The organism is Enterobacter cloacae complex sp. I3 (genome assembly GCF_014896175.1).
Lineage (GTDB): Bacteria > Pseudomonadota > Gammaproteobacteria > Enterobacterales > Enterobacteriaceae > Enterobacter > Enterobacter bugandensis.
The window spans coordinates 17,212-31,262 of sequence record NZ_JADBQZ010000020.1 but is presented as its reverse complement, the minus strand read 5'-3'; the positions used below and the strand labels follow the sequence as shown (position 1 = coordinate 31,262).

General features: G+C 58.9%; 14 protein-coding genes. 7 read left to right on the top strand and 7 right to left on the bottom strand.

Features of this window, described 5'->3' with window-relative positions:
• The first annotated feature begins 66 nt into the window (after positions 1–66).
• On the top strand, positions 67–1,374 hold the full coding sequence (locus IM271_RS16245; RefSeq protein ID WP_193052866.1) for a sulfurtransferase: 1,308 nt from the start codon (positions 67–69) through the stop codon (positions 1,372–1,374).
• Here the strand turns inward: IM271_RS16245 and IM271_RS16240 are convergent.
• A complete protein-coding gene (locus tag IM271_RS16240) occupies positions 1,371–1,988 on the bottom strand; it encodes a CDP-alcohol phosphatidyltransferase family protein (RefSeq protein ID WP_193052865.1) in 618 nt (205 codons plus the stop codon). The two genes, IM271_RS16245 and IM271_RS16240, sit on opposite strands and share 4 nt — an antisense overlap.
• Positions 1,981–2,550, bottom strand: a complete 570-nt coding sequence (locus IM271_RS16235) for a carboxymuconolactone decarboxylase family protein (RefSeq protein ID WP_193052864.1) — start codon at positions 2,548–2,550, stop codon at positions 1,981–1,983. Before IM271_RS16235 ends, IM271_RS16240 begins: the two co-directional genes overlap by 8 nt.
• A 75-nt stretch (positions 2,551–2,625) precedes the next feature.
• Here IM271_RS16235 and IM271_RS16230 point away from each other — a divergent pair, with 75 nt between their 5' ends.
• Positions 2,626–3,042: a pyrimidine (deoxy)nucleoside triphosphate diphosphatase gene (locus IM271_RS16230; protein ID WP_045261602.1), complete on the top strand. Its 417-nt coding sequence runs from the start codon at positions 2,626–2,628 to the stop codon at positions 3,040–3,042.
• Here IM271_RS16230 and IM271_RS16225 read toward each other — a convergent pair.
• Positions 3,002–3,274 carry a YnjH family protein gene (locus IM271_RS16225; protein ID WP_193052863.1) on the bottom strand — a complete coding sequence of 91 codons (273 nt, stop codon included), beginning with the start codon at positions 3,272–3,274 and terminating at the stop codon, positions 3,002–3,004. The genes IM271_RS16230 and IM271_RS16225 overlap by 41 nt on opposite strands.
• A 227-nt stretch (positions 3,275–3,501) precedes the next feature.
• Here IM271_RS16225 and gdhA point away from each other — a divergent pair, with 227 nt between their 5' ends.
• On the top strand, positions 3,502–4,845 hold the full coding sequence (gene gdhA / locus IM271_RS16220; protein WP_193052862.1) for an NADP-specific glutamate dehydrogenase: 1,344 nt from the start codon (positions 3,502–3,504) through the stop codon (positions 4,843–4,845).
• A gap of 59 nt (positions 4,846–4,904) precedes the next feature.
• Here the strand turns inward: gdhA and IM271_RS16215 are convergent, their stop codons facing one another.
• From IM271_RS16215 to IM271_RS16205, 3 genes are all read right to left on the bottom strand, one after another.
• Complete coding sequence (locus IM271_RS16215) at positions 4,905–6,812, bottom strand: DNA topoisomerase III (RefSeq protein ID WP_193052861.1); 1,908 nt, start codon at positions 6,810–6,812, stop codon at positions 4,905–4,907.
• A gap of 4 nt (positions 6,813–6,816) precedes the next feature.
• A complete protein-coding gene (selD, locus tag IM271_RS16210) occupies positions 6,817–7,860 on the bottom strand; it encodes a selenide, water dikinase SelD (protein ID WP_028012777.1) in 1,044 nt (347 codons plus the stop codon).
• A gap of 116 nt (positions 7,861–7,976) precedes the next feature.
• On the bottom strand, positions 7,977–8,528 hold the full coding sequence (locus IM271_RS16205; RefSeq protein WP_045261605.1) for an NAD(P)H nitroreductase: 552 nt from the start codon (positions 8,526–8,528) through the stop codon (positions 7,977–7,979).
• A 167-nt stretch (positions 8,529–8,695) separates the two neighbouring features.
• On the opposite strand from IM271_RS16205, the gene sppA reads away from it, so the two are divergent.
• From sppA to IM271_RS16185, 4 genes are all read left to right on the top strand, one after another.
• Entirely contained in the window at positions 8,696–10,552 is a 1,857-nt protein-coding gene (gene sppA / locus IM271_RS16200; RefSeq protein WP_028012775.1) for a signal peptide peptidase SppA, read from the top strand.
• Positions 10,553–10,615: 63 nt separating this feature from the next.
• The gene (gene ansA / locus IM271_RS16195) at positions 10,616–11,632 is read left to right on the top strand and encodes an asparaginase (RefSeq protein WP_028012774.1); all 1,017 of its coding nucleotides are present in this window, start codon (positions 10,616–10,618) and stop codon (positions 11,630–11,632) included.
• Positions 11,633–11,641: 9 nt separating this feature from the next.
• A complete protein-coding gene (gene pncA / locus IM271_RS16190; RefSeq protein WP_045630119.1) occupies positions 11,642–12,283 on the top strand; it encodes a bifunctional nicotinamidase/pyrazinamidase in 642 nt (213 codons plus the stop codon).
• Positions 12,284–12,455: 172 nt separating this feature from the next.
• Positions 12,456–13,712 carry a glycoside hydrolase family 18 protein gene (locus tag IM271_RS16185; protein ID WP_126326164.1) on the top strand — a complete coding sequence of 419 codons (1,257 nt, stop codon included), beginning with the start codon at positions 12,456–12,458 and terminating at the stop codon, positions 13,710–13,712.
• A gap of 58 nt (positions 13,713–13,770) precedes the next feature.
• Here IM271_RS16185 and IM271_RS16180 read toward each other — a convergent pair whose 3' ends face one another.
• A complete protein-coding gene (locus IM271_RS16180; protein ID WP_061098531.1) occupies positions 13,771–14,049 on the bottom strand; it encodes a YeaC family protein in 279 nt (92 codons plus the stop codon).
• Between the last annotated feature and the right edge of the window lie 2 nt (positions 14,050–14,051).

Here is a 14,051-nt window from a genome sequence, read left to right as displayed (position 1 = left end):
ACGCAATGTTTTCCGTTTCGGGAGAGACGACAATGCCCCCCTCTTTTACTGACGTCAGGTTATTCGATGAAACGTGTTTCTCAACTGACCGCGCTGGCCCTGATCTGCGGCCTCGCCTCTTTTTCCTCTCAGGCTGCTGATATGGCCAACGCGATGACGCTGTCTCAGCTTCAGGCGCAGCACGGCGCGGCAATCGACACCCGCCCCAGCGCCTTCTATAACGGCTGGCCGCAGACCCTCAGCGGTCCTTCCGGGCACGAACCCGCTGCGCTCAACCTGGCAGCCGCCTGGCTTAGCGCCATGAGCGACGAGCAGATTGCACTTTGGGCAAAACAGCATCAGCTTACCCCTGCGACGTCCATCGCGCTGTATGGCGACGAGAACGATAACCAGGCGGTGAAAGCCCGTCTGGAGAAAGCTGGTTACCGCCACGTTTCGCTGCTCAGCGATGCTCTGCGGACGCCCGACCGCCTTCAGCGCCTGCCCCACTTTGAACAGCTGGTTTACCCGCAGTGGATCCACCGGCTTCAGCAGGACAAACCGGTGACCGCCGCGCCGGCGGGCGAATGGAAAGTCATAGAAGCGGCCTGGGGCGCGCCGAAGTTTTACCTGCTTAACCACATTCCCGGCGCGGGCTACATTGACACCAACGAGGTGGAAAGCGAGCCGCTGTGGAACAAAGTCTCCGACGACAGGCTGAAAGCAATGCTGGCAAAGCACGGGATCCGTCACGATACCACCGTCATTCTGTATGGGCGCGACGTTTACGCCGCCGCGCGCGTGGCGCAGATTATGCTCTACGCGGGCGTGAAGGATGTGCGCCTTCTCGATGGCGGCTGGAAGGCGTGGTCAGATGCCGGTCTGCCGGTTGAGCGCGGTACGCCCGGCAAAGTGGCTCCTGCCCCTGATTTTGGCGCGCCGATCCCCGGCCAGCCGCAGCTGATGGTGGATATGGAACAGGCGCGCGGCATGCTGCACCGTCAGGATGCCTCCCTGGTCAGCATTCGTTCATGGCCGGAGTTTATCGGCGAAACCAGCGGCTACAGCTACATCAAGCCAAAAGGTGAAATTGCCGGCGCCCGCTGGGGCCATGCGGGCAGCGATGCCACCCATATGGAAGACTTCCATAACCCGGATGGCACCATGCGCAGCGCTGACGACATCGCCGCCCAGTGGAAGCGCTGGAATATTCTGCCGGAACAGCAGGTCGCGTTTTACTGCGGCACCGGCTGGCGGGCGTCCGAAGCCTTTATGTACGCCCGGGCGATGGGCTGGAAGCACGTCGCCGTCTATGACGGCGGCTGGTACGAATGGAGCAGTCACCCGCAGAACCCGGTCACCGCCGGAGAGCGCGGACCAGAGAGTGCTCTCTAACGGGTGAGTGACTTCAGCGTCACGTAGCCGCTCCAGATGCGCGTTGTGGTGGTCAGCCAGCACAACGCGCCGAATATCCACGCGAACAGCGTAAACTGTGCCGGAAACAGGCAGCACAGCACGAACAGCGCGATGGTCTCCGTCCCTTCCGTTAACCCGCCGATATAGTAAAACGACTTATGCGCATAGCCGGGGTTGTCGATCTCGTGCTTCGCCGCCAGCGCGGCAAAGGCGAGAAAACTGCTGCCGGTGCCGATAAACGCGAACAACAGCCAGGCCGCCGTCAGCGCATTCTCTGCGGGTGCAGCCAGCGCAAAGCCAAACGGCACCAGCGCATAGAACAGAAAATCGAGGGCGATATCGAGAAATCCTCCCGCATCCGTCAGCCCTCTCCGACGCGCCAGCGCGCCGTCCAGACCATCAAGCAGGCGGTTCAGGACGATGGCGGCCAGCGCCGCCGGATACCAGCCGAGGGCCAGAAACGGCAGCGCCAGCAGGCCGATGGCAAACCCGGCAAGCGTTAATCCGTCGGGCGTAACGCCCGGCTTATCCAGCACGGATACCAGACGGTCCAGAGCGGGCTTTACCCGCGGGTGCAGGTGACGGTCAAGCATCAGGCTTCCCTTTAAACGTGGCGCACAGCCCCTGTGCCGGTATATCCAGCGCGGCATTAAACCGGGCCGAGAGATTCTGAAAGGCAATGAGCGCCGTCATTTCAGTGATGGCTTCATCCGTAAAGTGGCGTTTCATCGCCGTTTTAACTGCCTCATCCACCCTGGGCGGCGTGGCGGTCACCGCCTCCGCATAGGCCAGCGCCGCGCGTTCCTGTTCACTGAACACGTCAGAATCAGCCCAGCCGCTTACGGCCTGGACTTTATCCAGCGCGCCGCAGCGCTCGGCCAGGCGCAGGCTGTTGGCGTCAATGCAGAACGCACAGTGGCACAGCTGCGATACGCGCGTCATGAGCAGCGAGCGCAGCACTGGCGTCAGGCGCGCTTTTCTGCGCTCCAGAAACCCCACAAACAAAGCGACCAGCCAGAACAGACGCGGCATGCGTCCCCACCAGCGCGTGGGATTCAGCACGGCGCCGAAGTGTTTTTGCTGCATGGCGGCAATGGGTTTTACACTCGCCGGAAGGGTTGGGATGGGCTCTACCCAGGTGGACGTCTCTTTCACCTGATTCTCCTGATGGCTGGACTCTTTGAAAGGGCACGATAATATGGCGTTTTTCGCTATCAAGTATTGACGACCATGCTAAAAACAGTCGATGTCGTTGCGGCCATCATCGAAAAAGACGACAAAATTTTACTGGCACAGCGCCCTGCTCACGCCGACCAGCCGGGAATGTGGGAGTTCGCTGGCGGCAAAGTGGAGGCCGGAGAAACCCAGCCTGAGGCGCTTATCCGCGAGCTGCGTGAAGAGCTGGGTATCGAGGCTCAGCCTGAGCAGTACGTGGCGAGCCATCAGCGCGAGGTATCACAGCGGTTAATCAACCTGCACGCCTGGCACGTACCCCGCTTCAGCGGAGAGTTAACGGCGCACTACCACAGCGCGCTGGCGTGGTGTACGCCGGAAGAGGCTTTCAGTTATGAGTTAGCTCCGGCGGATATTCCGCTGCTGGAGGCGTTTATTCTTTTACGCGACGCCAGACCAGCGGATTCGTGCTGATGGTATGTTCATCGCGCTGGCACTGCAGCAGCACGCCATCCGCCTTCACAACGGCCCCTTCAGAATAGTTTTGATCCTGGTAGATGCAGCACTGGTTACACGGCTGCGCGCGCTGGCCGCTGGAGCTAAACACCTCCGGCGGCACGTTCACTTCTACATCCGGGCGAATGCGGTCAGCCTGCGCGCCTGCGGTCAACATCAATGATAACGCGGCCATCACGTAACGGTTCATAGACTTCTCTTCCTGTTGTGTCCTGATAATGACTATAACGGTAAATCGGGCAGAATCTTTAATTTAGCGCGCCATCGCTTTTTGTTATGACGCGGCCCGGGTCATTAATTTCCCTTTCGGTCCACATTTCTGCTTGCTTCACAAAGCGGTACGGGTGGTATAGTCAAAAAAACAACACAAATCGCATAAGCAACATACATTAATTACTATAAGAGGTTCTTATATCTATGGATCAGACACGCTCTCTGGAAAGTTTCCTTGCCTATGTTCAGCAGCGCGACCCGCATCAAAGCGAATTTGCTCAGGCCGTTCGTGAAGTAATGACTACCCTCTGGCCGTTCCTTGAACAAAACCCGCGCTATCGTCAACTGTCGCTGCTGGAACGTCTGGTTGAACCAGAACGTGTGATCCAGTTCCGCGTGACCTGGGTGGATGACCGCAACCAAGTACAGGTCAACCGCGCCTGGCGCGTGCAGTTTAACTCCGCCATCGGTCCGTTTAAGGGCGGCATGCGCTTCCACCCTTCCGTGAACCTGTCGATTCTGAAATTCCTTGGCTTTGAACAGACGTTTAAAAACGCGCTCACCACCCTGCCAATGGGCGGCGGTAAAGGCGGGAGCGATTTCGACCCGAAAGGCAAAAGCGAAGGCGAAATGATGCGTTTCTGTCAGGCGCTAATGACCGAGCTTTACCGCCACCTCGGCCCGGACACCGACGTACCGGCAGGGGATATCGGCGTGGGGGCCCGCGAAGTGGGCTTTATGGCCGGGATGATGAAAAAGCTCTCCAACAGCAGCGCCTGCGTCTTTACCGGCAAAGGGTTATCGTTTGGCGGCAGCCTGATCCGCCCGGAGGCGACCGGCTACGGCCTGGTTTACTTCACCGAGGCAATGCTCAAGCGTCACGGTTTAGGTTTCGAGGGGATGCGCGTGGCGGTCTCCGGCTCCGGTAACGTGGCGCAGTACGCTATCGAAAAAGCGATGCAGTTTGGTGCCCGCGTGGTGACGGCCTCCGACTCTAAAGGCACGGTAGTGGACGAAGCGGGCTTTACGGCGGAGAAGCTGGCGCGCCTGTGCGAAATCAAAGCCAGCCGCGATGGCCGACTTGCCGATTATGCCGCGGAGTTTGGCCTGACGTATCTGGAAGGCAAACAGCCGTGGGGCGTACCGGTGGATATCGCCCTGCCGTGCGCCACGCAAAACGAACTGGACGCGGACGCCGCGCGCACGCTAATTAGCAACGGCGTGAAGGCGGTAGCGGAAGGGGCGAATATGCCGACCACTATCGAGGCGACGGATCTGTTTTTGGAGGCGGGCGTGCTGTTTGCGCCAGGCAAGGCGGCGAACGCGGGCGGCGTGGCGACCTCCGGCCTGGAGATGGCGCAAAACGCGGCGCGGCTCGGCTGGAAGGCGGAGAAAGTGGATGCCCGTCTGCACCACATCATGCTGGATATTCACCATGCCTGCGTCGAGTACGGCGGCGAGGCAACGCAAACCAACTACGTGCGCGGGGCGAATATCGCCGGGTTCGTGAAGGTGGCGGATGCGATGATTGGGCAGGGTGTGATTTAAGGTTTATATCGTGCGGCCGGGTGCCCTCTCCCACAGGGAGAGGGAGAAAACCGGGTGTATCAGGCCGCGCTCTTTTTCTTTTTGAACGGTTTCTTCGCGCCACCACCGGGTGCAACCATCCCTCTGAACCGCTTCACCGGCGTGCTGCGCGCCTGATCGATCAGCTGGTAAAGCGTCCCCACCAGCGGCTGCATAAAGTCCTGATAGCGGCACTGCTTTTCGCTGATTTGCGTCAGCACGGATTCCCAGTGCGCGGTCATGTCCGGCCTTGCGGCCAGCTCCGGCAGGGAGTGTATGAGCGCCCGGCCCGGTTCCGTTGAGTGGATGTAGCGCCCCTTTTTCTCAAGAAAACCTCGCTTAAAGAGCAGCTCGATGATCCCCGCGCGGGTTGCTTCCGTACCCAGTCCATCGGTGGCGCGCAGGATCTTCTTCAGATCTTTATCCTGCACAAAGCGGGCGATCCCGGTCATGGCTGACAGCAGCGTCGCATCGGTGAAGTGGCGCGGCGGCTGGGTCTGACGTTCAACCACTTCGCCCTTCTCACACAGCAGTTCGTCATCTTTAGCGACCACCGGCAGCGGCGTGCCGTCGTTCTCCTCATCGCGCTCTTTGTTACCGAGGAGCGTGCGCCAGCCCGCTTCCGCGAGGAAACGCGCTTTAGCGATAAACTTGCCTTTGGCAATTTCCAGCTCGATGACGCACTTGCGGAACACCGCGTCCGGGCAGAACTGCATCAGGTACTGACGGGCGATCAGGTTATAGACCTTCGCTTCGTTATCGGTCAGGTTGACGCTGCTGGCGCGCGCCGTCGGGATAATCGCGTGGTGGGCATCGACCCTTTTGTCGTCCCAGCAGCGGTTATGGGTGTCCGGGTTAACGACGGACTGCGGGAGCAGATCCGGCGCGTGGACGCCGATGGCGTTCATCACCGCGTGGCGTCCGGCAAAGTGCTCTTCCGGCAGATAGCGGCTGTCCGAACGCGGATAGGTGATCAGCTTGTGGGTTTCGTAGAGTTTCTGGCAGATATCCAGCACGTTCTGCGCGCTGAGGCCAAAGCGCTTCGCGGCCTCAATCTGCAGAGCAGAAAGGGAGAACGGCAGCGGCGCGGGTTCTGATTCCCGTTTATCGTTATAGCTGGTAACGATGGCCGGCTGGCCGGTAATACGGTTAACCACATGCTCCGCCAGCGGACGATGCAGCAAACGCCCCTCTTCATCCTGGTACGACTCGCAAGCGTCGCTCGGCTGCCAGACCGCGGTGAAGCGCTCGTCTTTAGGCGTGACGATATGCGCTTTCACTTCAAAGAAATCTTTGGCGACGAAGTTCTCGATCTCTTCGTCGCGACGCACCACCAGCCCCAGCACCGGCGTCTGCACGCGGCCCACGGAGAGTACGCCCTGATAGCCCGCGTTACGCCCGAGGATGGTGTAGGCGCGGGTCATGTTGATGCCGTACAGCCAGTCCGCGCGGGCGCGCGCTAAAGCAGAGACGCACAGGGGGATAAACTCGCTGTTGGAACGCAGGCGCGAGATCGCCCGCTCAACGGCCTGCGGGTTGAGGTCGTTGATCAGGCAGCGCTGTACCTGCTGGCGCTTTTCCGGCGCCAGTTCAAGATAGTCCAGCACTTCGTCCACCAGCAGCTGCCCTTCTCTGTCCGGGTCACCTGCGTGGACCACTTCCGTCGCCTCATTCAGGAAGCGCTTGATGACGTTGAGCTGTTTGGTGACGGACGGACGAGGCTGAAGACGCCACTTTTCCGGCACGATCGGCAGATCGTTGAGGTTCCAGCGGGCGTAGCGGCTGTCGTAGACGTCCGGCTGCGCCTGTTCAAGCAGGTGGCCGATACACCAGGTGACCACCTGCCCGTTACCGCATTCGATAAAGCCGTCGCCTTTGCGATGCGGTTTAGGCAGCACGTCGGCGATGGCACGGGCCAGGCTCGGCTTTTCGGCAATAAACAACCGCATCGAATTAACGAATCTCAATCATCGGTCGGCCGCCGCGGGCGGTCACCAGTTCGCCGATCGCCGTCAGGGTGATGCCAAACTCGGCGGCGGTTGCCTGAACCTCGGCTTCGGATTCCGGCGTCACCGCCAGCAGCAGGCCGCCGGAGGTTTGTGGATCGCACAGCAGGTTACGCCACGCCTCAGGCATTTCGCCCATCAGGTGACCGTAGCTGGCGAAGTTGCGCTGGGTACCGCCCGGAACTGCGCCCTGGGCAATGTACTCTTCCACGCCAGGCAGCTTCGGCACGTCCTGATACCAGACCTGCGCCTGCACGCCCGCGCCCTGACAGACTTCGGAAAGGTGCCCCAGCAGGCCAAAACCGGTGACGTCGGTCATCGCCTTTACGCCGTCGATATTGGCGAACGCCGCGCCGGCGAGGTTCATCTGGCACATGACTTCCGTCGCCAGCCCTTTGTGCTCCGGTTTGAGCAGGGATTTTTTCTCAGCGGTGGTGAGCACACCAATGCCCAGCGGCTTGGTGAGGAACAGCTTGCAGCCCGCCTGCGCGGTGCTGTTGCGCTTCACGCGCTCGGTCGGCACCACGCCGGTAACGGCCAGGCCGAAGATAGGCTCTGGCGCATCAATCGAGTGGCCGCCGGCCAGCGCAATCCCCGCCTGCTGGCAGGCGAAACGCCCGCCATCAATCACCTCGCGGGCGATTTCCGGTGGAATGGTGTTGATCGGCCAGCCCAGAATGGCGATGGCCATGATCGGCTTACCGCCCATGGCGAAGATATCGCTGATGGCGTTGGTGGCCGCGATGCGCCCGAAGTCGAACGGGTTATCAACAATCGGCATAAAGAAGTCAGTGGTGCTGATAATGCTGGTGCCGTTACCTAAGTCATAAACCGCCGCATCGTCACGCGTTTCGTTGCCGACAAGCAGGTTCGGGTCGACAAACTTCGCCTGTTCACTGTGCAGAATGGTCTCCAGCACTTTCGGGGAAATTTTACAACCGCAACCGGCTCCGTGGCTGTACTGCGTTAAACGAATGGTTTGCTCGCTCATGGACGTCTCCTGTCATCTCAATCGCGCTATGGTAGCGCTCATTCCATAAAGAGGTAAGTATGACTGTCTGAATTCTGCGGCGGGTGCTCAGAATCCAGACAGTTTAGCGCGTGTAATTAAAAACGGCTGACGAAAGGCGTGGTGTCCGGCACGCTAATGGTGCTGGAGGCTTTAAGCTGCGGGGTGCCGAGGTAAAGGAAACCGACAATTTTGTCGTGCTCACCGCAGGAGAATCCTGCCCGCACTGCGGCGCTCTCGGTCAGCGGCCCGGTGCGCCAGATACCGTTAAAACCCTGCGCAACGGCGGCCATCTGCATCGCCATCACCGCACAGCCGGCAGACATTTCCTGCTCCCAGACCGGCACCTTATGGTCGGCCTGGCATTTCGCCACGACAGCGATAATCATCGGGGCGCGGAACGGCGCGTTACGCGCCTTGTCGATACCTTTCTCATCCTGCCCGGCGGCAACTGCCCCCTGCTCCAGCAGCTGACTGAAGCGATCGCGGCCTTCGCCTTCAATCACAAAGAAGTGCCACGGCTGCAGCGTGCCATGATCCGGCGCACGCATACCGGCACGCAGAATGTTTTCCAGCTGCTCGCCCGCTGGGGCAGGTTCGGCCAGACGTGACGCGCTACGACGGTTAACAAGCAGTTCGAGTGCATCCATTGGTTAACTCCTTTCTTGAAATTTACTCACAAAATTAACACGACGGCAGATTTTGTTACAGCCTGGCAGGCGATTCCTGCTGACAAGTGGCGGTTGGGTCATTACGATAACCCAACATTACCGTCCAGTGGCGACGGAAACAGTCATTTTCTGGTTAGGGAGAATACATGCGAACCCTTTGGCGAATCTTTGCCGGTTTCTTTAAATGGACGTGGCGACTGCTCAACTTCGTCCGCAACCTGGTGATGAACATCTTCTTCATCCTGCTGGTTCTGGTTTGCGCGGGCATCTGGATGCATATCAGCAACGCGAATCAGGCGCAGCATTCGACTCGTGGGGCCCTGTTACTCGATATCACCGGCGTGATCGTTGATAAACCGTCCACCAGCAATCGTCTGGGGGTGATCGGCCGCCAGCTGTTTGGCGCGACGTCAGACCGCCTGCAGGAGAACTCCCTGTTCGATATCGTCGATACTATCCGTCAGGCCAAAGACGACCGAAACATCACCGGGATCGTGCTGGATCTGAAAGATTTTGCCGGCGGCGACCAGCCTTCTATGCAGTACATCGGTAAAGCGCTGCGCGAGTTCCGCGACAGCGGCAAGCCGGTGATTGCCGTGGGCGACAGCTACAGCCAGGGGCAATATTATCTGGCAAGCTTCGCCAATAAGATCTGGCTTTCGCCGCAGGGAACGGTCGATCTGCACGGTTTTGCCACCAACGGCCTGTACTACAAATCACTGCTCGATAAGCTGAAGGTCACCACCCACGTCTTCCGCGTCGGCACCTATAAATCTGCCGTGGAGCCGTTTATCCGCGACGATATGTCCCCTGCCGCCCGTGAAGCGGACAGCCGCTGGATTGGCGAGCTGTGGCAGAACTATCTGGGTACCGTTGCCGCTAACCGTCAAATTACCGCTGAGCAGGTGTTCCCTGGCGCTCGCGGCGTGCTGGATGGACTGCGCAAGGTCGACGGTGATACCGCGAAATATGCCCTCGACAACAAGCTGGTTGACGCGCTGGGCACCAGTGCAGATATCGAAAAAGCCCTGACCAAACAGTTTGGCTGGAGCAAAGAGGACAAAAACTACAGCGCCATCAGCATGTATGACTATGCTGCGAAAAAGCCGGACGACAGCGGCGACAGCGTAGCCGTGGTGTTTGCTAACGGCGCTATCATGGACGGTCAGGAAACCCCGGGGAACGTCGGCGGTGATACTACCGCGTCGCAAATCCGCGATGCACGCCTTGACCCGAAAGTGAAAGCGATTGTCCTGCGGGTGAACAGCCCTGGCGGCAGCGTTAGCGCTTCCGAAGTGATCCGCGCCGAGCTGGCCGCAGCGCGTGCCGCTGGCAAGCCGATCGTCGTATCCATGGGCGGCATGGCCGCGTCTGGTGGGTACTGGATCTCCACGCCTGCCAACTATATTGTGGCGAACCCAAGCACGCTGACCGGCTCGATTGGCATCTTCGGGGTGATTAACACCGTGGAAAACAGCCTGGATTATCTGGGTGTGCATACCGATGGTGTTTCCACGTCGCCGCTGGCGGATGTGTCGATGACCAAATCTCTGCCGCCGGAAGTTTCAGAGATGATGCAGCTGAGCATTGAGAACGGCTATAAACGCTTTATCACGCTGGTTGCCGACTCGCGTAAGAAGACGCCGGAACAGATCGACCAGATTGCTCAGGGCCACGTCTGGACCGGACAGGATGCGAAGAGTAACGGTCTGGTCGACAGCCTGGGCGACTTCGACGACGCGGTGAAGAAAGCCGCCGAACTGGCGAAGCTCAAGCAGTGGCACGTTGAGTATTATCAGGACGAACCGTCGTTCTTCGATATGGTGATGGACAGCATGTCCGTCTCCGTACGCGCCATGCTGCCGGAGGCGCTGCAGGCGTACCTGCCGGCCCCGGTGACCACGGCTGCGAAAGCGATGAAGGCGGAAAGCGATAAGCTTGCGGCCTTTAACGATCCACAAAGTCGTTACGCGTTTTGCCTGACCTGCGCGAACGTCCGTTAAAAACCGTCCCCTCTTCCCGTGAAGAGGGGATTTTTTTCTTTTGAAGAACAAGAACTCACTACCATGCAGAAGAAATCGATTTATGTAGCCTACACTGGCGGTACCATCGGTATGCAGCGCTCTGAAAATGGCTATATCCCCGTCTCCGGCCATCTGCAGCGTCAGCTTGCGCTGATGCCTGAATTCCACCGTCCGGAAATGCCTGACTTCACCATCCATGAATACGAGCCGCTGATGGACTCCTCCGACATGACGCCGGAAGACTGGCAGCACATCGCGGATGACATTAAAGCCCATTACGACCAGTACGACGGCTTCGTGATCCTTCACGGCACCGACACCATGGCGTTCACCGCTTCGGCGCTCTCCTTCATGCTGGAGAACCTGAGCAAGCCGGTGATCGTCACCGGGTCGCAAATACCGCTGGCGGAGCTGCGCTCGGATGGGCAGATCAACCTGCTGAACTCCCTGTACGTGGCGGCGAATTACCCGATCAACGAAGTGTCGCTGTTCTTTAACAATCGCCTGTATCGCGGCAACCGCACCACCAAAGCCCATGCCGACGGTTTTGATGCCTTTGCCTCCCCTAACCTGCAGCCGCTGCTGGAAGCGGGTATTCATATCCGTCGTCTGGGAACGCCTCCGGCACCGAACACCGCCGGCGAGCTGATTGTGCATCCGATTACCCCGCAGCCGATTGGCGTGGTCACCATTTATCCGGGCATCTCCGCGGACGTGGTGCGCAACTTCCTGCGCCAGCCGGTGAAAGCGCTGATCCTCCGTTCCTATGGCGTCGGCAACGCTCCGCAGAACGGCGAATTTCTGAAGGAGCTTCAGGAAGCCAGCGAGCGCGGAATTGTGGTGGTAAACCTGACCCAGTGCATGTCTGGCAAGGTCAATATGGGCGGCTATGCCACCGGCAACGCGCTGGCGCACGCGGGGGTGATCAGCGGCTTCGATATGACCGTTGAGGCGACGCTGACTAAACTTCATTATTTACTGAGTCAGGATCTGGACATTCAGTCCATTCGCCGCGCAATGATGCAAAACCTTCGCGGCGAGCTGACCCCGGACGAATAAGGAGCTCTCATGAAGCAACGCGCCCTGCTACTGGTCGATTTGCAAAATGATTTCTGCGCGGGCGGCGCGCTGGCCGTCGCCGAAGGTGACAGTACCGTTGACGTGGCAAATACCCTGATTGACTGGTGCAAAGCCCGCGGTGAAGCGGTTGTCGCCAGCCAGGACTGGCACCCGGCGAACCATGGCAGCTTTGCCAGCCAGCACAACGTTGAGCCTTTCACCCAGGGTGAACTCGACGGTCTGGCGCAAACCTTCTGGCCGGATCACTGCGTACAGCAGACCGAAGGAGCGGAGCTGCACCCGCTCCTGAATCAGAAGGCCATTGACGCGGTGTTCCATAAAGGTGAAAACCCGGTCATCGACAGCTACAGCGCGTTTTTCGATAACGGGCATCGCCAGAAGACGGCGCTGGACGCGTGGTTACGTCACCATGAAATCACGGAGCTGATCGTGCTGGGTCTGGCGACGGATTACTGCGTGAAGTTTACCGTGCTGGACGCGCTCCAGCTGGGTTATACCGTTAGCGTCATCACCGACGGCTGTCGTGGGGTGAACATCCAACCACAGGACAGCGCCCAGGCGTTTATGGATATGGCCGCCGAAGGTGCCACGCTGTATACGCTGGCAGACTGGCAGGAAACGCAGGCGTAGCCTTTTAAGCCGGGTGGCGCTGACGCTTACCCGGCAAAACCCCTCCCCAATCCCCATAAAGTGAACTCCCTCGCATCCTCAGCGAAGCGGCAATGCTATTCTCTTCAGGCTGTTTTTTCGCCACGCCTTTTCTGTGGCGTGGTTATTTTTATTAAGTCAAAGAGGAACTTGTATGAAACGTTTGCCCCTGCTGGCAGCATTACCCTTGCTTTGCGCGTCGCTTGCTTCCGCCGCGCCTTTGATGTCCGTGGGCTACTTTAACGGGGGTGGTGACGTCACCGCCGGACCGGGTGGCGATATCAATAAACTGGACGTTCGACAGATCACCCACCTGAACTACTCGTTTGGGCTTGTTTATAACAACGAGAAAGATGAGACCAACCCTGCGCTGAAAGATCCGGCGAAGCTGCATCAAATCTGGCTGTCGCCAAAAGTGGCGTCCGATCTGGCCCTTATCCCGACCTTGCGTAAACAAAACCCGAACCTGAAAGTCCTGCTCTCCGTTGGCGGCTGGGGGGCACGCGGTTTCTCTGGCGCAGCGGCAACCCAGGAGAGTCGCGCGGTGTTTATCCGCTCCGCGAAGGAAATTGTTGAGAAATACGGTCTGGACGGGATCGATCTCGACTGGGAATATCCGGTCAACGGCGCGTGGGGGCTGGTTGCAAGCCAGCCCGCCGACAGGGATAACTTTACCGCCCTGCTGAAAGAGATGCGCGACGCGTTCGGGCAGAAAAAGCTGGTGACCATTGCGGTGGGCGCGAATGCGGAAAGTCCGAAAAGCTGGGTGGATGTCAAAGCCATCGCCCCGCTCCTCGACTACATCAACCTGATGACCTACGACATGGCGTACGGTACGCAGTATTTCAACGCGAACCTGTATGACTCCAGCGCCTGGCCAACGGTGGCTGCCGCCGACAAATATAGCGTCGATTTTGTGGTGAATAACTATCTGGCCGCCGGGCTGAAGCCGCAGCAGATGAACCTCGGGATCGGTTTTTACGGCCGCGTACCGAAACGTGCGGTTGAACCGGGCATTGACTGGAGCAAGCCGGACGCGCAAAAAAATCCGGTCACCCAGCCCTACTTTGGACCGCAGGAGATCGCCCTGTTTAAGTCGCTCGGCTATGACCTGACTAAAGATACCTACGTGAAGTACAACGATATCGTGAAGAAGCTGCTGAACGATCCGCAGAAGCGTTTTACCGAACACTGGGACGACCAGGCGAAGGTACCGTGGCTCTCGGTAAAGGGTGCCGATGGCAACGCGCTGTTTGCGATTTCGTATGAGAATCCGCGTTCTGTCGCGATCAAGGCGGACTACATCAAAGAGAAAGGCCTCGCCGGGGCGATGTTCTGGGAGTACGGAGCGGACGACAATAATCTGTTAGCGAAACAGCTGGCGGAGTCGCTCGGGATCCCGCATAAGTAGTAAGACACCAGCCCTCTCCCACAGAGAGAGGGCCTGGTGAGGGCATCAACCCGCACCGTTATTGCATTTTCATCGTCGCAATCGGCTTCGGCGTGATGCCAAAATCTTCCTTCAGCTCTCGCTTGCTCTTCATCACCATCTGACCGTTAGTGTCGATAGTCATGTGTTGCGCATCGGTGTTATTGCGCGCCTGCCACAGCATCACCAGCTGCAAACTGTTCTCTTTTTGCTCAGGCGTGAGCGCCACACCGTCCGGCCATTTTCCCAGCTCAACGGCGGTCACCAGACGTTGATAAACTTCCGGGGTCATCCCGTTAATCATGTCCTCAATATTCACGA